Source organism: Caldanaerobacter sp. (genome assembly GCF_049701115.1).
Lineage (GTDB): Bacteria > Bacillota > Thermoanaerobacteria > Thermoanaerobacterales > Thermoanaerobacteraceae > Thermoanaerobacter.
The window spans coordinates 1-21,163 of record NZ_JBNATX010000025.1 but is presented as its reverse complement, the minus strand read 5'-3'; the positions used below and the strand labels follow the sequence as shown (position 1 = coordinate 21,163).

The window sequence follows — 21,163 nt, the reverse complement described above, 5'->3', positions numbered from 1 at the left end:
CCTTTCTTCCCGAGCGGGGATGAAGGGTTTTTGCATAATTGGGAAAAGGAGTGTTTATTAATGCCTGCAAAAGTTACAATGGATAAGATAGTGTCTCTTGCAAAAAACAGAGGTTTTGTTTTCCCCGGGTCCGAGATATATGGAGGCCTTGCAAATACATGGGATTACGGTCCTTTGGGAGTAGAAATGAAAAATAATATAAAGAGGATATGGTGGAAAAAATTTATACAGGAGAGTCCATATAATGTGGGAATTGATTCTGCTATTTTGATGAACAGAGAAGTTTGGGTGGCTTCAGGACATGTGGCTAGCTTTAGCGACCCCTTGATGGACTGCAAGGAGTGCAAAGCTCGATTTAGGGCTGACCAACTGATTGAGGATTACATAAAAGAGAAGGGGCTTAACGTTTCAATAGAAGGATGGACAGAGGAGCAAATGATGGAGTTTATAAAAGAGCACAAAGTACCCTGTCCCAGATGTGGAGCCCATAATTTTACAGAAATAAGAAAATTTAATCTCATGTTCAAGACTTATATAGGAGTTACGGAGGATTCAAAGTCGGAAGTATTTTTGAGGCCGGAAACAGCTCAAGGTATTTTTGTAAATTTTAAGAATGTTCAAAGGGCAAGTCGTAAGAAAATTCCTTTTGGTATTGGACAGATTGGCAAATCCTTTAGAAATGAAATCACGCCGGGGAATTTTATCTTCAGAACCAGGGAATTTGAACAGATGGAATTAGAATTTTTCTGCAAACCAGGAGAAGACATGGAATGGTTTAATTATTGGAGAGAATTTTGCATGAACTGGCTTGTGGAGTTTGGACTTAAAAGAGAGAATTTGAGATTCAGAGACCACAAAAAAGAAGAACTTTCTCACTACAGCACGGCTACTACTGACATAGAATATAATTTTCCATTTGGTTGGGGAGAGCTTTGGGGTATTGCTAACAGGACTGATTATGACTTAAAGCAGCACATGGAGCATTCAGGAGAAGACATGACTTATACTGACCCTGTAACAGGTGAAAAGTACATACCTTACTGCATTGAGCCTTCAGTAGGAGTGGACAGGTTAATGCTGGCTTTTCTGGTGGATGCTTATGATGAGGAGGAAGTGGAAGGAGAGACGAGAGTAGTCTTAAGGCTTCATCCGGCTATTGCTCCTGTTAAAGTAGCAGTGTTTCCTCTGTCTAAAAAGCTCAATGAAGCTGCTTATAAGATTTATTTAGACCTAAAAAAGAAATTTCCTGCAGAATATGACGAATCAGGCAGCATAGGTAGGAGATACAGAAGACAAGACGAGATCGGGACGCCTTTTTGCGTAACTTACGATTTTGATTCTGAAAATGACCATAAAGTTACCATAAGGGACAGAGATACCATGGAACAGGTTCGAATAGATATTGATCAGGTAGATAAGTATTTAGAAGATAAACTTAGAGTTTAGAAGGGAAATCAGTTTTTGCTGATTTCCCTTCTCTAATAAATAATATTAAAAACAAGTTGGTTATGTTTTTGTTTTGTGGTATAATTATAGTAAAGTGTTAAACGAAAGAGTAGAAAACGTTTATGAAAATTTTTGGAGGGGTGATAGAAATTCAACTGACTCCTAGACAACAGATTATCATAGATATTGTAAAGAAGTATCAGCCCATTACAGGGGAGCAGATTGCAGAAAAGCTCAATGTTACCAGGGCTACGTTAAGGCCAGACCTTGCAATATTGACCATGTCTGGGATTTTAGAAGCGAGGCCTAAAGTGGGTTATTTTTACACGGGTAGGTCACCCCTTAGTCTCATACAGGATTACATAAAAAACATAAAGGTAAAAGATGTAAAATCGGTGCCTGTAGTGGTAGAGGAGAGCACCCCAGTTTACGATGCTATTGTAACACTTTTTTTAAAGGATGTTGGGACAATTTTTGTACAGGATGGCGGCTTTTTAACCGGCGCAGTATCCAGAAAAGATTTTTTGAAAATCGCTATAGGCAATACCGATATTTATAAGGTCCCGGTGGGTATAATTATGACCCGGATGCCCAACATCATCACTACTTACGATGATGAACCAGTTTATAATGCTGCAGTAAAAATCATTGAGCACGAAGTGGACAGCCTTCCTGTTGTAGAGCCTGTAGTGGATAAAGATGGGAAGCAAGGTTATAAAGTGACAGGTAGGTTGTCGAAAACCAATATAACAAGACTTTTTGTAAAATTAGGGGAAGGGTAGGGGGCATCTATGCAGGAAGGCATATCTATATACCTGGTGTCCGATTCTAATATGGATACGGCAGAAAACATAGCAAGTATTGCGGCGGCTCATTTCTATACTTTCATTGAAAAAATAAAGAAGTATTCTTACGTGGGTGATGTGAATCAAATAGATGAAATCATCATGGAGGCAGCGAATGATGCCAACAGTCTTATAATCCACACTATGGTAGTAAGGGAACTCAAGGAATATCTCAATGAAAAGGCAAAAAAATTTGGAATAAAAATTGTGGATATAATGGGACCTGTATTGGATGCAATAGAGGATAGTACAGGGTCTGCTCCCCAGATGGAACTTTTAAAGAGTAACAAAGAAGATTACCTTAAAAAAATAGAAGTGATAGAATTTGCTGTCAAATATGATGATGGAAAAGACCCAATGGGGATTTTGCTGGCAGATGTAGTAATAATAGGGGTATCTAGGACTTCGAAAACGCCTCTTTGCATGTATTTGGCTCATAAATACATCAGGGCGGCTAACTTACCTTTAGTACCTGAAATTGAGCCTCCGAGAGAGCTTTTTGAGATAAATCCCAAAAAAATTTTTGGGCTCACTATAGACCCTGAAGTTTTGGTTAAAATAAGAAAAGAGAGGCTTAAGTCGTTAGGACTTAATGACAATGCTCTTTACGCTACAGAAGAAAGAGTTAAAAAAGAGATACAGTATGCTGAGGAGGTGATGCAAAAATTAGGTTGCACTGTCATAGATGTTACTAACAAGGCTGTAGAAGAGACAGCTAACATAATATTAAACGTGTTAAGAGGAGGAGAGCGTACATGACTAAGAAGTATGTATATTTTTTCAATGAAGGCGACGCTTCAATGAGAGACCTTTTAGGAGGAAAAGGTGCGAACTTAGCTGAAATGACCAGATTAGGGTTACCTGTTCCTCCGGGATTTACAGTTACCACTGAAGCTTGCACAAGATATTACCAGGATGGAGAGACAATAGCACCAGAAATAGTCGAACAGATTTATGAATACATGAAAAAGTTAGAAGAGGTCACTGGTAAAAAATTTGGGGACCCCAACAATCCACTTCTTGTATCTGTTAGGTCTGGTGCAAGAGTTTCAATGCCTGGGATGATGGATACCATTTTAAACCTTGGTTTAAACGATGAGACAGTAGAAGGGCTTGCCAGAGCAACTAATAATGAAAGATTTGCGTATGATAGCTATAGAAGATTTATCCAGATGTTTTCTGATGTTGTGATGGGCATTGACAAGAATAAATTCGAGGCAATTTTAGATGAGATAAAGGAAAAAAGAGGAGCTAAATTTGATACAGATCTTACGGCAGAAGACTTAAAAGAGGTTGTAAAGAGGTTTAAAGAACTTTACAAGCAAGAAAAGGGAGAGGAGTTCCCGCAAGATCCGCAAGTCCAGCTTTTAGAAGCTGTAAAAGCCGTATTTAGATCCTGGAACAATCCAAGAGCCATAGTTTATAGAAGATTAAATGATATACCGGGCGATTGGGGTACGGCAGTGAACGTGCAATCAATGGTATTCGGAAATATGGGGAATGATTCTGGTACGGGTGTTGCATTTACGAGAAATCCGGCTACCGGAGAAAAAGCTTTGTTTGGTGAGTTTTTAATGAACGCTCAGGGAGAAGACGTCGTCGCTGGTATAAGAACCCCTCAGCCAATTTCCACATTAAAAGAGACCATGCCAGAGGTCTACAATCAGTTTGTAGAAATAGCTGAAAAATTAGAGAAACACTATAAAGACATGCAGGATATAGAGTTTACGATTGAAAGAGGCAAACTTTACATGCTCCAGACAAGAAGTGGTAAAAGGACTGCACAGGCAGCAATCAAAATAGCAGTAGACCTGGTAAGAGAAGGTTTGATCGACGAGAAAACAGCTGTTTTAAGAGTGGATCCAAAGCAGCTGGATCAGCTATTACATCCTACATTTGAGCCAGAAGCGTTAAAGGCTGCAAAACCAGTTGCAAAGGGATTACCAGCATCTCCTGGAGCTGCTTCAGGTAAAGTATACTTTACTGCTGATGAAGCTGTTGCCGCTGCTAAGGCTGGAGAAAAAGTAATCCTCGTACGCACAGAGACATCTCCTGATGATATTGAAGGAATGGCTTCTGCAGAAGGAATACTGACAACCCGCGGTGGAATGACTTCTCACGCTGCTGTGGTTGCAAGAGGCATGGGTACACCCTGCGTAGTTGGATGCGGCGATGCTAGAATAGATGAGCAAGCAAAAGTAATGAGAATAGGTGATATCGTAGTTCATGAAGGAGATTACATATCAATAGATGGAAGCACAGGAAATGTATACATTGGAGAGATTAAAACGGTAATGCCAGAAATAAGTGGTGACTTTGCTATATTGATGGAATGGGCAGATAAGTATAGGAGATTAGGTGTAAAGGCGAATGCGGATACTCCACGAGATGCTAAAGTTGCCCTTGAGTTTGGTGCTGAAGGAATAGGACTTGCCAGGACAGAACACATGTTCTTCGATGAAGAAAGAATTCCTGCAATGAGAGAAATGATAATAGCGAAGACAGAAGAACAGAGGAGGAAAGCTTTAGAGAAAATACTTCCAATGCAAAGGTCAGATTTCGAACAGTTATTTGAAATAATGGGTGAATATCCGGTTACAATAAGGCTCTTAGACCCACCACTTCACGAGTTCCTGCCTCATCTCGATGAGGAGATAAGAGAACTGGCTGAAGATATGGGTATTTCATTTGAAGAACTGAAAGCAACGGTAGAAAGCCTCAAAGAATTTAATCCAATGCTTGGCCACAGAGGATGCCGATTGGCTGTAACATATCCTGAAATAGCTGAGATGCAAACGAGAGCAATAATAGAGGCTGCAGTAAATGTTAAAAAGAGAACAGGGAAAGACGTAAAGCCACAGATAATGATACCGCTTGTGGGTGAACTAAAAGAGTTTAAGTATTTAAAGGATATAATAACAAGGGTAGCAGATGAGATAATAAAATCGAGCGGTATCGAATTAAAGTACCTTGTGGGAACAATGGTAGAAGTGCCTAGGGCTGCTTTGACAGCAGACAAGATTGCCCAAGAAGCAGAATTTTTCTCCTTCGGTACGAACGACTTGACACAGATGACCTTTGGTTTCTCAAGAGACGATGCAGGTAAATTTTTGGAGACCTACTACGAGAAGAAAATATATGAATTTGATCCATTTGAGAAATTAGATCAGGAAGGCGTAGGGAAGCTTGTAGAAATGGGCACAAAGCTTGGGAAGCAGACGAGGCCGACCCTTGAAGTTGGTATATGCGGCGAGCACGGTGGAGATCCTTCTTCTATAGAATTCTGCCATAAGGTAGGATTAGATTATGTTTCTGCTTCGCCTTACAGAGTGCCTATAGCAAGGCTGGCAGCAGCTCAAGCAGCTATAAAATATGGGAATTAAAAATGATTAAAATACAAAGGCAGCTTTTGGCTGCCTTTGTATTGTTTTTTGTAATAACATGTTATAATATTAAGTAAAAATGGTAACTTAATAATGGAGGGATTAAAATTGGACAGAGAGAAAGCTTTGGCTTTAGTCAAGGAGTATGTTTCAGATGAAACTCTTATAAACCACATGATAGCTACAGGTGCGATAATGGGGGGACTCGCCAAAAGATTAGGACAAGATGTAGAAAAATGGGTTGTTACAGGAATAGTCCATGATATTGATTATGAAGAGACAAAGGATAATCCAGAACTTCACAGTATAAGAGGAGGAGAAATTTTAAGGAATTTAGGATTTGACGAGGAAATTGTTCAAGCGGTAATTGCCCACAATGAGATTCATGGCATTGAGAGGAAAACCCTGCTGGATAAAGCCCTTTTTGCTGCCGATCCTTTGTCTGGACTTATTGTAGCTACCGCCTATGTAATGCCCTCAAGAAAATTAGAAGAAGTGAAGCTTAGTTCTTTGAAAAAAAAGTTTAAAGACAAGACTTTTGCAAAAGGGGCTAACAGAGATCAAATAAAAACCTGTGAAGAGCTTGGCATTTCTTTAGATGAATTCTTAGAAATAGGGTTGAATTCTATGAAGGAGATTGCAGAACAAATAGGATTGTGAGGTATGAGGTGTAATGAGGGTAAAAGAGAAACTGCTACAACTTTTCAGTAGAGAAGATTATATGCCTTCTAAGATCGAAGAGATAATGGATATGCTGGACATAGACTATGGTCAAAAAAAGATGTTGGAAGCTACCTTAAAAGAAATGGAAAAAGAGGGACTTGTGTTTAAGACCAAGAGGGGGAAATATGCTCTTCCTGAACGATTAGGACTTGTGAGAGGAAGGATAGATGGGCACCCCAAGGGATATGGGTTTTTGATTCCGGAAGACCGAAATATGAAGGATATATTTATCCCTATCAGCGGAATGAATGGTGCAATGGATGGAGACCTTGTGCTTGTGAGATTGCTACAGGGGGGTGAGGGTAAAAGTCAAGAAGGTGAAGTAATAAAGATACTAAAAAGGGCCAATACCACGATTGTAGGTACCTATGAGAAAAATAAGAATTTTGGTTTTGTTATACCGGACAACAGAAAGATTCATCAAGATATATTCATTCCCAAAGGTGAGGATAAAGGTGCTAAAACCGGTATGAAAGTGGTAGTGCGAATCACGAAATGGCCTGAGGGAAGAAGAAGTCCTGAAGGAGAAATAATAGAAGTTTTAGGTTACAAAGGAGAACCGGGAATAGAAATAAAGTCTATCCTAAGGTCTTATGATATACCTGAAACATTTCCTAAGGAAGTCTTGAAAGAAGCAGAAGAACTTCCTGAAGAAATACCTCAAAGAGAGAGAAAGAGAAGGGTTGACCTTACGGAATTAAGATTTGTTACTATTGATGGAGAAGATGCAAAAGATTTGGACGATGCTGTTTATGTAGAAAAACTTGAGAATGGGCACTATTTACTTTATGTTAGCATAGCAGATGTCAGTCATTATGTAAAAGAAGGTTCCCACCTTGACAAAGAGGCATTAAAAAGAGGCTGTAGCGTTTACTTCTTGGACAGGGTCATACCAATGCTTCCACCCAAACTTTCAAATGGAATATGCAGTCTAAATCCTAAAGAACATAGACTTACATTAACTGTTAAAATGGAAATAAACAAAAAAGGTGAAGTAGTTGATCATGAAATATTCGAAAGCATAATAGAAAGCAAGGAAAGAATGACTTATACTAATGTGTACAAGATTCTTGAAGAAGAGGATGAGGAATTAAAAAAAAGGTATTCTCATCTCATTGAAGATTTTAAATTAATGAGGGAACTGGCGCTTGTATTACTGGAAAAAAGGAAAAGAAGAGGAAGCGTGGACTTCGACTTTCCAGAAGCAAAAGTGATTGTAGATGAAAAGGGTAAACCGATAGATATTGTAAAGGTGGAAAGAAACATCGCTCATAAGATAATTGAAGAATTCATGCTAGCTGCTAATGAGACTGTAGCAGAGCACATGCATTGGTTAAATGTACCTTTTGTTTACAGAATTCACGAACACCCCGACATAGAAAAACTGCAAGCCTTTAATAAATTTATACATAATCTGGGATATCATATAAAGGGTATTGAAGGTGGGGATATACATCCTAAAGCTTTGCAGGACCTCATAAATCAGGTTAAGGGTAAGACCGAACAAAAAGTAGTCGAGACTCTCCTTTTAAGGTCTTTGAAAAGAGCACGCTATAGCCCAGAGGATGTAGGGCATTATGCCTTAGCTGCTAGATATTATACCCATTTTACTTCTCCTATAAGAAGATATCCTGACCTTGTGATCCACAGGATAATAAAAGAGTATATAAACGGGAAACTTACTGAAAAAAGGCAGAAGCATTACAACAGAATCCTTGAAGACATAGCAGCAAAATCTTCTGAAAGAGAAAGAGCTGCTGAAACAGCCGAGAGAGAGATAGAAGAGCTCAAAAAAGTAGAATATATGGTTGACAAAGTGGGCAATGTTTACAAAGGTATAATTTCCAATGTTACAAGTTACGGATTTTTCGTGGAACTTGAAAATACAGTTGAAGGATTGGTGGATGTGGCTTCATTGGAGGATGACTATTATGTGTTTGACCCGGAAAAGTATGTGATTATAGGAGAAAGGACGAAGAAAATTTTTTCAATAGGGAAAGAAGTCCTTGTAAGAGTAGCTCATGTAAATGTGGATAATAGAGAAATAGATTTTGTGCTGGTAGAAGAAGATAGTTGACAAATTTTTTGAAATAAATATAAAATAATATATGGAAAGAGAATATATGGAAGTAGGGGGGTGGCAACAATGCAAGTCATACTCTTGCGAGATGTTGCTGCTAAAACCCCTAAACTTTTCGGCATACCTTCTGGAATTCCTGGGCTTGATGACCTTTTCTATACTGCCGAGCTTGAAGACGGGGAAATAGTAAGGGTACCTCTTCAAGGGCTTCCTTCTGCTTCTGTGATACATTTAGCAGGAGTGCCCGATACGGGGAAAACACTCATGGGTCAACAATTTGCTATAACTCAGGCGGCAAGAGGATATAATGTACTTTTCATTACAGTGGAGGTCCCGGCAGTTTTTACTGTTCAAGGATTGAAACAGCGTTGCAAAGGTTTAGGAATTGACTGGAACAAGATAGAAAATTCCATTTACCTGCTTGACCTGTCACATCAAGCAGAGTTAAAAAACAGCGTAGATGAGCTTACCTCCAAACTTGGAGAAATAATAAGAGAAAAGGGCATAAAAGCCTGTGTGATAGATTCTATCACTGGTCTTTATGAAGGACAGGAAATGGTTGCGAGAAAACTGGTTAGAAAGCTTTATGAAGTAATGAAAGACAACTACCAAACAGCTATCTTTATCTCTCAAAAGAGAAGCAGTCATGAAGAGCTTTCTTCAGAGGCTGCAGGAGGATATGCTGTATCCCACATATTGGATTGCAATATAGTACTGGCTAAGATCGTCGCTAGTAGAACAACGGCTTCTACTTATGGAGTTGCTCCAGGAGAAATTGTTAGAACTGTAAGGGTAGATGGGTGTAGGATGTGCGGTCATGATACCAGGGTTCACCTTCTTCATATAGACGATTTAGGCATAGTAAGAGTAGGAAAAGCGTTTAGTGAAAAATAATTGTGCTTGACAGGAATAAAAATTGTGCTATAATATAATAGCGACGTGGAGGGCCCTATTTGTGATACGCAAATAGGGCAATTTTCTCCTAAAGAGGGTGTTTAGACCTTGTCTAAAGAAGATGTAAGGATAATTGCTCAAAACAGAAAAGCCTTTCATGACTATTTTATCGAAGAAACTTACGAGGCAGGAATAGAACTTGTGGGGACAGAGGTTAAATCTGTAAAACAAGGGAAGGTGAATTTAAAAGACAGCTTTGCAAGGGTAGAAAATAATGAGGTAATACTTTATAATATGCATATAAGCCCTTATGAAAAGGGGAATATTTTCAATAAAGACCCTCTAAGACCGAGAAAACTACTACTTCACAGACATGAGATAAATAAACTTGCAGGGTATGTGTCGAGAAAGGGCTACACCTTAATTCCTACGAAAGTCTACCTTAAAAAAGGGCTTGTAAAAGTGGAATTAGCTGTTGCAAAAGGTAAGAAGATTTATGACAAAAGAGAAGATATCGCGAGAAGAGAGGCGAAAAGAGAACTCGAGAAGCAGTTTAAAGAAAAACAATTGGGAATTTAATATGGGGGTGTGCTGGTTTCGACGGGGGCGAACGAGGTAAAAGTAGCGAGCCGAGTTCTCCACCAACTCGTAAAAAAGGTGGAAGAAAAATAAACGCAGACAGAGAACTCGCTTACGCTGCCTAATTAAAGGCGGCCGTCCAGCCTGAAATGCCCACGTTTCAGGACTGGGCGTCAAAAAAGTGGGGAACTGGTTTTGCCTGCGCCTCGGGGCAAAACCGGAATTAACGGGGCTACCGAAGCGGTTATCCTGTCGCTGGGAGAACCGCTGAGGGAAAATTAAAACAGCGACTGCGCTCGGAGAAGCTTTTACCGGGACGCCTTCGGACCGGGGTTCGAGTCCCCGCACCTCCACCATAAAAAGATAAACTGATCCACTTTACGGTATGCCGCAGAGTGAATCAGTTTATCTTTTTATGGTTCAGGATATGTTATTGGATGAAAGGTAGAAAGAGCGTCTTTTGGTATGGGTAGAATATCTGATGCTAGGTCAAAAGCCCCCCTATAATACGGCACTAAAGAGTAAAAAAGTACCAAGAGGATATAATACGAAAGTATAATATAAAACAACTCTCCTTCTTCTTTATAATTCTGAAAAAGCGCAAAAGTCCCAAATACAGAAGAAACTAAGTTTATGGATAGAGGTATTACTACAGCGAGAGGTGGACTTAGCATTCCCGATAGCATTAGAAGAAGGAAGATTGAAAAAGATTGAAGCCCCAGTGCACATTCAATTGTTTTATGGTCTTTGTTATTTTCATTAAAGGAACATCTCATTTTCTCACCTTCTTTAAATTCGGTAAGTCTTATTTTCACTATATGCAAAGCGCAAAGGTTTAGTTTCTTATAGACAAAAAAATTCGTTTATGTTATAATAACATTTGTCAGTATTGCTTTAAGTGGGGCTGTAGCTCAGTTGGGAGAGCGCCACAATGGCATTGTGGAGGCCGTGGGTTCAAGTCCCATCAGCTCCACCAGAAAAATCAAGGGTTCTCGGTACATATAAAGTACCAGAACCCTTTTTTGGTATTCTTATTTCAGTTTTTCAATTATAGCTTTTACAAAAGCTACCAAATCATTGGGGGTTCTAGAGGTTATTAGATTTCCATCTATTACTACTTCTTCGTCTACGTACTGAGCTCCTGCATTTATTAAGTCATCCTTTATTGAGAAAAAGCTTGTGACTCTTTTACCTTTTAAGTCGCAGCTTGAAGCCATCATCCAGGGTCCATGGCATATCGCAGCAATTATTTTTTGCTGTTGGCACATCTCTTTAACGAAATTTACAGTATCCTGGCACCTTCTCATGTGGTCCGGAGAATAACCTCCTGGTATTACCACAGCATCATAATCATCGGCTTTTACTTCTTTTGATGCGTGAGTGCTTTTCATAGGATAACCATATTTGCCTGTGTACACTTTATCTTTTTCTGTCCCCACTAGGTGAACTTCATACCCTTCTTCTTTCAATCTGTAGTATGGATATAAAAGCTCGGGCTCTTCATAGAGGTTTTCAATTAAAATGGCTACTCTTTTCATTTAGACCACCCCGTTTGTTTATAAGTTTACTTTTATTTTAGTCCTGTTGGATACTTATGTCAATCCCATTGATGGCTAAATACATCTAAATCTATTTCTTGGCATTGAAAAATGGTTGTTTTTAAATTTTATCTTTTATTATTTTTAGATGCTCTATAAAAGCTTTAAACACAGGAGAGAAGTATTTATCCTTGTGATAGATTATATTGAACATTCTTTTAAACTTTATACCCTCTATTTCTATTTTTACAAGGGTGCCTTTTTTGAGTTCCTCTGATACGGCAAGTCTCGAAATAACTGATACCCCCATATTTAATTCAACGGCTTTTTTTATGGCTTCTGTATTGTTAAGTACATGTTTTATGTAGTATTTTAAGTTATTGGCAGACATTATCGTTTCAAAAACTTCCCTTGTGCCACTTCCCTTTTCGCGAATAATCAATTCTTCCTCCTCAATTTCCCACGGTTCTATCACTTTTTTTAAAGCCCATCTGTGGTTTTTAGAACATACAAGGTATAATTCATCTTCCATAAAAGATTCTGTGATGATATCTTCTGAATGAACAGGGCCCTCTACAACTCCTATATCTATATAATTTTCCAAAATTTGCTTTTCTATTACTTCTGTGTTATCAATATTAAAAAATATAGAGGTATTTTCGTATTTTTTGCGGAACTCACTGAGTATTTTTGGAATTAAATAAGTTCCTATAGTTGTACTTGCACCTACGCGAAGTTTTCCAGTTTTTAAATTTGAAATGTCTAAGAGGGTATTTTCAGCTTCTTCAAGTAAAGAGATTATTCTTTTTGAATATTCTCTTAAAATTTCGCCTGGATAAGTGAGGTAGAGATGTTTGTTAATCCTTTCAAACAATTTTATATTTAGCTCTTGTTCTAATTCACCTATAGTCTGGCTTATGGAAGGTTGAGTCATGTACAGTTTTTTGGCTGCATTTGACATACTTCCTTCTTGGCATACGGTTAGAAAAATTTTCAGCTGGCGTAGATTCATAGAATCACCTCATAAGGATATGCTTATGTATTTAATAAAATTATACTATTTTACTTATAGTTATTCAATCGCTACAATATAAAATGTGGTGAGGTGATTTAAAATGCTCTTAAAAGAAGGGAAAATAGGCGGGTTACATTTAAAAAATAGAATTGTGATGCTTCCGACCGTTACAAATTTGTCAGAGGATGGCTACGTCACAGAAAAAGAGATAGAGTACTACAGAAGAAGGTCAAGGTCAGTTGCTTTAGTGATCGTAGGAGCAAGTTTCGTAAATCCATTAGGCAAGTTCTTTCCCAATCAAATAGGAATAGATACAGATGATAAAATAGGAGGTCTTAGCAAATTGGCAGAGGCAATACATCGAAATGGTGCTAAAGCAGCAATTCAACTGGCAATGCACAATCCAAAGTACAAACCGACAGATTTTCCAAAAGAAAAAATAAAAAACTTTGTGAAGGATTTTGTCAGAGGAGCGATAAGAGCAAAGAAAGCGGATTTTGATGCAGTAGAACTGCACTTTGCCCATGGATGGTTTGTAAGTCAGTTTTTGTCACCAAATACAAATAAAAGAGAAGATGAGTATGGGGGAAGTTTAGAAGGAAGGGCAAGATTTGCCGTTGAAATTTTAAAAGAGATAAAAGATGCTCTACCAGATTTTACGGTGATTTGCAGGATTAATGGAGATGATTTCACGGATGGGGGATTCAATATAAAAGAAAGTATTGAATTTGCCAAAATACTGGAGAAAAATGGAGCTTCTGCTATAGATGTATCTTCAGGAGTGTCTTCAACTTCTGAGTATCATATTTCTCCAATGGGTATAGAAGATAGACCATTATTGCCTTTTACTAAAAAACTAAAAGAAAGTATTAGTATTCCTGTAATTGCTGCTAATAAGTTAGGGAATGTTTACGACTGGGAAAGGATTTTAGAGGAAAGAATAGCCGATTTTATAGGTGTTGCACGAGGTTTGATTGGAGATCCCGATTTGGCTGAGAAATTGATTAAGGGAGAAGAAGCAGATATAAGGTATTGCATTCACTGCAATCAAGCTTGTATTGCTTATATCCAGAAAGGGCTTTCGGTTTCTTGCATGATTAATCCAGAGGTAGGAAGAGAAAGAGAGTTTGAGGTAAAAACTGATAAGCCGCTAAATATAGCAGTAATTGGCGGAGGTCCTGCTGGAATGTCTGCAGCTAAATATCTGGCAAGAAAAGGCCACAATGTTACACTTTTTGAAAAAGAGAATAGGTTAGGAGGACAGTTAAATGTTGCTCAAATTCCTCCTCACAAGCAAGAGATTGGGAGAGTTATTGAATATTTGAAAAGGGATTTAGAAAAGTACAATGTGAAAATAAATTTAAATACAAAAATATCTTTAAGAGATATTAAAGAAATGCAATACGATAAAATTATTATAGCTACTGGTTCAAAACCAGCAAAAATTGATTTAGATACAGATATTGCACCTCTTACAGCCATTGAAGTCTTAGAAGGCAACATTCCAGAGGGTAAAAGTATAGCAATAATTGGAGGGGGACTTACAGGGTTTGAAACGGCTGAATATCTGGCAGAGAAAGGTAAAAAGGTGACAGTTTTTGAGATTAGAAGTGAAGTGGGCGAAGGAATATATCCGATGGTGAAAAAGCTACTTCTTCAAAGACTGGAAAATTTGAAAGTCAATATAGTGACTGATGCCGAAGTGAAGGATATATCAAAAGGAAAGCTTATGTACAAGGTAAAGGATAGATTTGATGTAATTGAGATAGAGGCGGTAGTATTGGCGGTTGGCAATGTTCCAGATGAAGAATTTTCAGAACTAAAAGGCGATGAGAGAATTTATTTCATTGGGGATTGTAAAGAAGTAGCATCTGCGGTAGAGGCTATAAGGGAAGGAGCAGAAGTTTCACTTTTTATATGAGAGGTGAGACTGGTGCTGATAAAAGGAGAATATGTTGATATAAAAGGCAGCAAGATTCATTATTTAGAATTAGGAGAAGATAATACACAAGACCTTGTAATACTACTCCACGGCAAAAGATATACTGCTTACGATTGGGTGCATTCAGGAATAGCTGAGAATTTGGCTAATAAAGGATTTAAAGTCATATGCTTAGAATTGCCCGGGTATGGGGCTTCAGAAGAGAGCGAACTTGAAAAAGAAGAAGTGCTGTTTGAATTCGCAAGTAAATTAAATTTACCACCTTTTCATTTGGTAGGTCCTTCTTTTAGTGGTGAAATATCATTGCGATTTGCACTCAAACACGGTAATATGCTGAGAAGTCTGACGGTAGTAGATAGTATAAACGTGGACCTCTACAAGAAGAGATTAAAAGACATAAAAGTAAAAACTTTGATTATATGGGGAAAGAAAGATAATATTGCTCCTTATGAGTTTGCAGAGATGTTAAAAGAAAATATTTCTGTAAGTTCTCTATATGTATTTGAAGATTCAGGTCATACTTGTTATTTTGACAATGCAAAGAAATTTTCTGAGGTATTGGGAGATTTTTTTAGAAAATAAAGGGGATACCGTTAAAGGTATCTCTTTTTTATAGTTGACAAAAGTAAAAAATACTGTATAATGTATACAGAATACCCCACAACAGTAGGGAAGTATTTTATTGGAGGTAGAAAAATGAGAGTAGCGAGAATTGATGAAAAAATATGTGACAAATCACCTTTTTGTCCAGCCGCAGCAAGTTGCAGGTTTAAAGCTTTTAGAGTGATTCTTGAGACTTCTTTTAGAGTCAACATAAGTATTGATGAAGAAAAATGTACAGGTTGCGGTGTATGCGTGAGATATTGTGGAGCTGGAGCAATCAAGCTTATAGAAAAAGAAAAGGCGTCATAAAAAGGAAGGCAGTATAACCTTCCTTTTTATTTAGCTTTTTCTATTAATTCAATCCTGTGCATAGTAGAAGGATGAGAGTAAGAAAACCATTCTATAAAAGGGGGAGGAGATACGTCTGACAAACTTCTTTTTGCAAGGTCAATTTGAAGTTTTATAGCAGGTTCTTTGCTGTGTAAAAACTCAACGGAGAGTAAATCAGCCTGTTTTTCCATCTGCCTTGAAATGTAATTTTGTATGGGATTTGTGTCAAAATTGATAAGCAAAATAAACAAGTATATTACCGACAACACAGTTGGAGTTATTTTAATATTGGGATGAATTGTAATGCTTGAGTGAATAAAAATATTAAGTAAATAAAGTCCTATGAAAAGTCCGATTGTACCTATAAGTAAGCTTTTTAGCACATGATTTTCTTTCCAGTGACCTGCTTCATGGGCTATGACCGCTTTTATTTCATCATCTGGATAATTTTTTAGTAGCGTATCGTAAAGCACAATTTTACTTGTACTTCCAAAACCATAAAAATAAGCGTTTGCCAGCGTGGTGCGTCTACTTGCGTCCATTTCTTGAATTTTATCTATTTTTATTCCTGCATTTCGAGAGATTTCTTGTACCATATTTACTATCTTCGGGTCTTTGATCGGAGTAAATTTATTAAACATTGGAGCTATAAAGTTTGGATATATGTAAATTTGGGCAAACATTACTATAGTTAAGAAGAAAAAGGCGGCTATCCACCATGTAGAAGGCCATTTGTTTAAGGATATGAAAAATAAAAGTACACCGATAGAAGAAAATACAAAGTCCAAAATAGCACTTTTAAAATAATCGCTCCACCAGGAGCTCATTGTCTGAACAGAAAATCCCCATTCTACCTGGACAAAATGGCTTATCAAGTTAAAAGGAAGAGAAACCAATCTTAAGATTAACCATAAAGCTACGAAGTATAAAAACACGTTCAAATAATATTTTCCATAAGATATTTTTTCTGTATATTTTAAAAGCAAAAAAGCTCCTGTTCCAAAAGTGAACCATATTAAGAATAGAGCTTTCGTTATGAAGGAACTTATGTAGATTAGACGAATTATTTTGTGGTATCTTTGAGCTTTTGTAATTTCAGCAGGTGAGAAGTATTTGTAGACATCATGTGGTATATTTCCAGGAAATAATGTATAATATAGGTATAAAAAGGAGAATATTCCTGCAATTAAAATTAGCAAAAGCCATAATTTGTTGAATTTTACAAATTCCATTTCCTTCATTCCTTTCAAATAAGTTATCTAAGATTATTATATATCATTACTAAAAACAAAAGTAGTAATAACAGCTTTTTTCATCATAGACATTGAGAAAAGAGCTATAAGATTTCGCTTTTTTACAAAAATGTGATAGAATTTTTCTGTAAAGTAAATCTTGGGGAGGTATTTTTATGAAAACTTTGGTAATTGCGCACAGAGGGGATTCCAAAAATGCACCTGAAAATACTATCGCCGCTTTTAAAAGAGCAATAGAATTAGGAGCGGATGGTATTGAGCTGGATGTACAGCTTACAAAGGATGGGCATCTTGTGGTGATCCACGATGAAACAGTAGACAGAACGACAAATGGAGAGGGCTTTGTTAAAGATTTTACGCTAGAAGAAATCAAGAAGTTAGATGCAGGTATAAAGTTTGGCGAGAAATTTGCAGGGGAGAAAATACCCACTTTGTATGAAGTTTTTGAGCTAATTGGAGATAAGGACTTTCTTGTAAATATAGAGATAAAAAGTGGAATTGTACTTTATCCAGGGATTGAAGAAAAATTGATAAAAGTAATAAAGGAATACAATTTTGAGGAGAGAGTTATTATATCCTCTTTTAATCATTATAGTTTAAGAGATGTAAAGAAAATGGCGCCCTATCTTAAAATAGGTCTTTTGTACCAATGTGGGCTTGTAGAACCTTGGCATATAGCACTTCGCATGGGAGCATATTCATTACATCCTTTTTATTTCAATATAATACCTGAACTTGTTGAAGGTTGCAGAGAAAATGGTGTTAAATTATTTCCTTGGACAGTGGACAAAAAGGAAGACATGGAAAGAATGATAAAAGCTGAGGTAGATGGTATTATAACAAATGACCCGGAGACCTTGCTAAATTTTCTAAGGGAAGGAGAATAATATGGTTTTTGATGATAACAATCAATCATCACTAAATTATTTTAAGATATTCAATTTAGGGCTCGGGTTTATGGTAGTTTCAATGATATGGGCTGCTTATAATGCGTATATGCCGATATTTCTTGGAAATTTTACCAAGAGTAATACTTTAATAGGTTTTGTTATGAGCTGGGACAATATTGCCAATTTGTTTATTTTACCTGTTTTTGGGGCATTAAGTGATAATACAAAGACGCCTATAGGGAGGCGTATGCCGTATATATTGGTTGGAATGCCTCTCGCAGGTATTTTGTATATGCTTCTGCCGCTTCAGACAAAGCTATGGACTCTTCTAATAGTTGATTTGATGTTCAATATTGTAGTAGCAAGTTATAGGACCCCTCTTGTTGCATTAATGCCCGATATAGTAGAAGAACAGCACCGAAGCAAAGCAAATGGAGTTATAAATTTCATGGGAGGGCTGGGTGCCTTAATAATATTTTTTATCGGCTCACAGTTATATAAACTCAATAAAGCATATCCATTTTTTCTCTCAGGGATTTTATCTCTGGCAATCCCCTTTATTCTATTTTTGACAATAAAAGAGCCCAAAGAGTTTGTGAATCAAGAAAAAAAAGAAAGACAAAGCATAGTTAAAGCTCTTATTGAGGTTACTATAGATGAAGATAAAAGACCCTTTTACACTCTCCTTTCTATATTTGCTATGATAGCTGGATTTGCAGCAGTAGAGACATTTTTTACCAGATACTGCAAAATAGCTTTGGGAATCGATGAAAGTATCTCTTCCTTTACAATGGGATTTTATGCCCTTGCTTTTCTGGTTTTTGCTTTACCTTCTGGATTTGTTGCCTCGAAAATAGGGAAAAGAAAAACCATGATGATTGGTGCATTTGGACAAGCAGTGCTCTTTCTAGTTTTCATGTTTGTGAAGGATTTTAGAGTTATACAAATTTTAATGCCATTTGCAGGGCTGTTTAATGCTTTGTTTACTATAAATTCTTATCCTTTAGTAGTGAGCTATACTTCTGCTGCGAAGATAGGCACTTACACTGGCCTTTATTACTTCTTTTCTTCGCTGGCAGCAATAGTTACTCCTTCAACTTTTGGCGCTATAATGGATTACATTGGAGTTAACAAGTTGTTCTTAGCTGCTTCAATTTCTGTATTTATTTCCTTTACGTTTTTATGGATGATTGGTAGAAGAGATGAAAAAACAGAGATTTTGTGATATAATTTAAATGCATAAAAAATCATATTAAATCAAGGGTGATCTAATGAAAGAGAAAATAAAATTAATAAAGGGAAACATAGTGGAACAGGAAGTTGATGCTATTGTAAATGCTGCTAATTCTGCTTTGATCGGGGGTGGTGGAGTAGACGGGGCTATCCATAAAGCGGGAGGTCCGGCCATAGCAGAAGAGTTAAAAGTGATCAGGGAAAAGCAGGGCGGATGTCCTACAGGGCATGCAGTAATAACAGGAGCAGGTAATCTAAAGGCAAAATATGTCATACATGCGGTTGGGCCTATATGGAAAGGCGGAACTCATAATGAAGATAATTTGTTGGCAAGTGCTTACATAGAGAGTTTAAAACTGGCGGATGAGCACAATGTAAAAACCATTGCTTTTCCTTCAATAAGCACAGGGGCTTATGGCTTTCCTGTAGAAAGGGCAGCTAGGATAGCTTTAAGGGTAGTCTCTGACTATCTTGAAGGTGGTAGCAATATAAAGGAAGTAAGGTTTGTCCTTTTCAGTGATAGAGATTATGAAGTGTACTCGAAAGCCTATGAAGAACTGGATAAATAATAAAGGATAGGGCTTTAACCTATCCTTTATTTTATGGTTATAAGCTTTTGTGTTATTAAAAAAAGCATCAAAATTCCTACTCCAAGCCTGTAATAGGCAAAAGGTTTTAATGCGTGTCTTCTGAGGTAAGTTAAAAACTTATCTACGACGATCAAAGCACTTATAAAAGAAGTTATAAACCCTACAATCAATGCCTCCCATTCTAGTAAAGACATAGCAGTTATGTTCTTTAAAAGCTCAAATCCGGTAGCTGCAAACATGGTTGGAATAGCTAAGAAGAATGAGAACTCTGCTGCTGCTCTTACTGAGAGTCCTACCAGCATTCCCCCTATTATAGTGGAGGCTGATCTTGACATACCAGGGAACAAAGACATCACCTGGAATATCCCGATTAAGAAAGCTTCTGCTGTGTTTACTTTATCCATGTTATCAATTCTATACCTTTTCCCAAAGATATCTTCTACTACTATCATGAGGATTGCTCCTACTATTAAGGCTATTGAAACAGTGAAAGGTGAGAAAAGATGTTCTTCAATATAGTGATGAGTCAAAACTCCAATGATTCCTGCTGGCAGTACTGCTATAAACATTTTGTACCAAAGATTAAAACCCCACTCTCCCGGCCTTAGTGCTTTGAAAGAAGAAAAGATTTTTTCTCTAAAATAGTATACTACTGCTAAAATTGCCCCTAATTGTATTACAATTTCAAACATTGTAGCAAATTTACCTGTGAAGTTTATAAAGTTGCCAACCAATATCAAATGTCCTGTAGAAGATACAGGTATAAACTCCGTAAGCCCTTCAACTATTCCCATTATAAAAGCTTTGACCAGAAGTTCCATTTTTCTACCCCTTTTTCACAGTGTTTTTATCCCTATCTATTTTATATGATAATTTAAGAGGAATCAATCAAAAGAAATTAATTTTAACCAAAATTTAATGTTTATTTTATGTTATAATTGAAACTAGGTAAGTTAAAACAGGGAGTGAAAAACAATGTTAACTGGAACCCTTTCTTTTATTGTAGCGGTATTATTGTTGATTTTTATCCTCTGGGTGCTGGGTAAATCTTTAAGGCTACTTTTGAAGTTTGCTATAAATTCTCTTGTAGGTTTTATAATGCTATTATTTTTCAATTTTTTTGGGACCTTGTTTAATGTAGAATTGCCTGTAAACATAATAACTTCTTTTATAACAGGTGTTTTTGGAATAGCTGGCATTGCAATTCTTCTTATATTGAAATATATGTTTCATGTGATCTAAGCCTTTTTAGGGTTTTTCAAACTGTTGACAAAGTTTTTCTTATTTAAGTGGGATTTTGTGTTAATGCTTGTAAGTTGCATTTACGCACAGAATACCACTTATTTATTTTTGTCAACAAACTGCTAAGCTCTTTTAAGGCTTTTTTGTTTATTATTTTCTTTTTTGGGAATCATATAAATGAGATTCTGCAAATATGGGGGTAGGTTATGGATATAAAGAGAGCAGTACTTGACAATCTCAAAAAAAGATCGAAGGAGGAAATAAAAGGTTTTATACAAGAAGCGGTGGAGAGCAAAAATGAAAATGCAATTCCTGGACTGGGGGTGATATTTGAAGCAGCGTGGGAAAAGATGAGTGAAGAAGAAAAAGACAGCATGATGAACCTCATAATGCGTGGTATATCTTAAAAAAGCCGGAAGAACTCCCGGCTTTTTGTTTGTTGACAAAGTCCTTCTTATTTAAGTGGCATTTTGTGTTAATGCTTGTAAGTTGCAAAGCGACTAAACTAAGGCTCACTTTTCGGGCTCAGGCGGGGTACCGGCCAATTCGCCAAAAGGCTAAGAATCCGCTCGCTTCG

General features: G+C 37.1%; 21 protein-coding genes, 1 tRNA gene and 1 other RNA gene. 18 read left to right on the top strand and 5 right to left on the bottom strand.

The genetic code is table 11. The annotated features are described in order from the left end of the window. Window positions 1-60 precede the first annotated feature (60 nt). The 9 genes from ACPLVE_RS08065 (at window position 61) to ssrA (ending at window position 10,306) form a co-directional block, all read left to right on the top strand. Window positions 61-1,446, top strand: coding sequence for a glycine--tRNA ligase (locus ACPLVE_RS08065; protein ID WP_424611051.1), 1,386 nt, complete (start codon window positions 61-63; stop codon window positions 1,444-1,446). 140 nt (window positions 1,447-1,586) lie between these two features. Then, window positions 1,587-2,228 (top strand): helix-turn-helix transcriptional regulator, encoded by a 642-nt coding sequence (locus ACPLVE_RS08060; RefSeq protein WP_424611050.1) that lies wholly within the window; start codon window positions 1,587-1,589, stop codon window positions 2,226-2,228. Between the two features lie 9 nt (window positions 2,229-2,237). Further along, on the top strand, window positions 2,238-3,050 hold the full coding sequence (locus ACPLVE_RS08055) for a pyruvate, water dikinase regulatory protein (protein ID WP_424611049.1): 813 nt from the start codon (window positions 2,238-2,240) through the stop codon (window positions 3,048-3,050). Beyond that, entirely contained in the window at window positions 3,047-5,674 is a 2,628-nt protein-coding gene (gene ppdK / locus ACPLVE_RS08050) for a pyruvate, phosphate dikinase (protein WP_424611048.1), read from the top strand. Before ACPLVE_RS08055 ends, ppdK begins: the two co-directional genes overlap by 4 nt. Window positions 5,675-5,782: 108 nt before the next feature. Beyond that, the gene (locus ACPLVE_RS08045; protein WP_424611047.1) at window positions 5,783-6,334 is read left to right on the top strand and encodes an HD domain-containing protein; all 552 of its coding nucleotides are present in this window, start codon (window positions 5,783-5,785) and stop codon (window positions 6,332-6,334) included. A 13-nt stretch (window positions 6,335-6,347) separates the two neighbouring features. Then, entirely contained in the window at window positions 6,348-8,474 is a 2,127-nt protein-coding gene (rnr, locus tag ACPLVE_RS08040; RefSeq protein WP_424611046.1) for a ribonuclease R, read from the top strand. Between the two features lie 69 nt (window positions 8,475-8,543). Continuing rightward, entirely contained in the window at window positions 8,544-9,371 is an 828-nt protein-coding gene (locus ACPLVE_RS08035; protein ID WP_424611045.1) for a KaiC domain-containing protein, read from the top strand. A 108-nt stretch (window positions 9,372-9,479) separates the two neighbouring features. After that, window positions 9,480-9,950, top strand: a complete 471-nt coding sequence (gene smpB, locus ACPLVE_RS08030; RefSeq protein ID WP_424611044.1) for an SsrA-binding protein SmpB — start codon at window positions 9,480-9,482, stop codon at window positions 9,948-9,950. A gap of 3 nt (window positions 9,951-9,953) precedes the next feature. Next, window positions 9,954-10,306, top strand: a transfer-messenger RNA (tmRNA) gene (ssrA, locus tag ACPLVE_RS08025). 57 nt (window positions 10,307-10,363) lie between these two features. Here ssrA and ACPLVE_RS08020 read toward each other — a convergent pair. Continuing rightward, window positions 10,364-10,726 (bottom strand): hypothetical protein, encoded by a 363-nt coding sequence (locus tag ACPLVE_RS08020; RefSeq protein WP_424611043.1) that lies wholly within the window; start codon window positions 10,724-10,726, stop codon window positions 10,364-10,366. Window positions 10,727-10,850: 124 nt separating this feature from the next. Here ACPLVE_RS08020 and ACPLVE_RS08015 point away from each other — a divergent pair. Next, window positions 10,851-10,926: transfer RNA gene (locus tag ACPLVE_RS08015), tRNA-Ala, on the top strand. Between the two features lie 55 nt (window positions 10,927-10,981). On the opposite strand, the gene ACPLVE_RS08010 is transcribed toward ACPLVE_RS08015, so the two are convergent. Both ACPLVE_RS08010 and ACPLVE_RS08005 read right to left on the bottom strand, forming a co-directional pair. Then, window positions 10,982-11,488, bottom strand: coding sequence for a type 1 glutamine amidotransferase domain-containing protein (locus ACPLVE_RS08010; RefSeq protein ID WP_011025360.1), 507 nt, complete (start codon window positions 11,486-11,488; stop codon window positions 10,982-10,984). Window positions 11,489-11,609: 121 nt separating this feature from the next. Beyond that, on the bottom strand, window positions 11,610-12,500 hold the full coding sequence (locus tag ACPLVE_RS08005; RefSeq protein WP_424611042.1) for a selenium metabolism-associated LysR family transcriptional regulator: 891 nt from the start codon (window positions 12,498-12,500) through the stop codon (window positions 11,610-11,612). Between the two features lie 103 nt (window positions 12,501-12,603). On the opposite strand from ACPLVE_RS08005, the gene ACPLVE_RS08000 reads away from it, so the two are divergent. The 3 genes from ACPLVE_RS08000 to ACPLVE_RS07990 all read left to right on the top strand — a co-directional run bounded on the left by ACPLVE_RS08000 (window position 12,604) and on the right by ACPLVE_RS07990 (window position 15,357). Next, a complete protein-coding gene (locus ACPLVE_RS08000) occupies window positions 12,604-14,424 on the top strand; it encodes an FAD-dependent oxidoreductase (protein WP_424611041.1) in 1,821 nt (606 codons plus the stop codon). A gap of 12 nt (window positions 14,425-14,436) precedes the next feature. Then, window positions 14,437-15,027, top strand: a complete 591-nt coding sequence (locus tag ACPLVE_RS07995; protein ID WP_424611040.1) for an alpha/beta fold hydrolase — start codon at window positions 14,437-14,439, stop codon at window positions 15,025-15,027. 114 nt (window positions 15,028-15,141) lie between these two features. Further along, window positions 15,142-15,357, top strand: coding sequence for an ATP-binding protein (locus ACPLVE_RS07990; RefSeq protein WP_424611039.1), 216 nt, complete (start codon window positions 15,142-15,144; stop codon window positions 15,355-15,357). 26 nt (window positions 15,358-15,383) lie between these two features. Here ACPLVE_RS07990 and ACPLVE_RS07985 read toward each other — a convergent pair whose 3' ends face one another. Beyond that, a complete protein-coding gene (locus tag ACPLVE_RS07985) occupies window positions 15,384-16,610 on the bottom strand; it encodes a M48 family metallopeptidase (RefSeq protein WP_424611038.1) in 1,227 nt (408 codons plus the stop codon). A gap of 176 nt (window positions 16,611-16,786) precedes the next feature. Here ACPLVE_RS07985 and ACPLVE_RS07980 point away from each other — a divergent pair, with 176 nt between their 5' ends. The 3 genes from ACPLVE_RS07980 to ACPLVE_RS07970 are packed head-to-tail and all read left to right on the top strand — an operon-like array spanning window position 16,787 to window position 19,323. Beyond that, window positions 16,787-17,518 carry a glycerophosphodiester phosphodiesterase gene (locus tag ACPLVE_RS07980; RefSeq protein ID WP_424611037.1) on the top strand — a complete coding sequence of 244 codons (732 nt, stop codon included), beginning with the start codon at window positions 16,787-16,789 and terminating at the stop codon, window positions 17,516-17,518. Between the two features lies 1 nt (window position 17,519). Then, on the top strand, window positions 17,520-18,746 hold the full coding sequence (locus tag ACPLVE_RS07975; RefSeq protein ID WP_424611036.1) for an MFS transporter: 1,227 nt from the start codon (window positions 17,520-17,522) through the stop codon (window positions 18,744-18,746). Between the two features lie 46 nt (window positions 18,747-18,792). Next, entirely contained in the window at window positions 18,793-19,323 is a 531-nt protein-coding gene (locus tag ACPLVE_RS07970) for an O-acetyl-ADP-ribose deacetylase (protein ID WP_424611035.1), read from the top strand. 26 nt (window positions 19,324-19,349) lie between these two features. Here the strand turns inward: ACPLVE_RS07970 and ACPLVE_RS07965 are convergent, their stop codons facing one another. After that, a complete protein-coding gene (locus ACPLVE_RS07965) occupies window positions 19,350-20,165 on the bottom strand; it encodes an undecaprenyl-diphosphate phosphatase (RefSeq protein ID WP_424611034.1) in 816 nt (271 codons plus the stop codon). A 154-nt stretch (window positions 20,166-20,319) separates the two neighbouring features. Here ACPLVE_RS07965 and ACPLVE_RS07960 point away from each other — a divergent pair, with 154 nt between their 5' ends. Together ACPLVE_RS07960 and sspI are read left to right on the top strand one after the other, a co-directional pair. Beyond that, window positions 20,320-20,586 carry a pro-sigmaK processing inhibitor BofA family protein gene (locus ACPLVE_RS07960; RefSeq protein WP_424611033.1) on the top strand — a complete coding sequence of 89 codons (267 nt, stop codon included), beginning with the start codon at window positions 20,320-20,322 and terminating at the stop codon, window positions 20,584-20,586. A 206-nt stretch (window positions 20,587-20,792) separates the two neighbouring features. Continuing rightward, entirely contained in the window at window positions 20,793-20,993 is a 201-nt protein-coding gene (gene sspI, locus ACPLVE_RS07955) for a small acid-soluble spore protein SspI (protein WP_424611032.1), read from the top strand. Window positions 20,994-21,163: the final 170 nt, after the last annotated feature.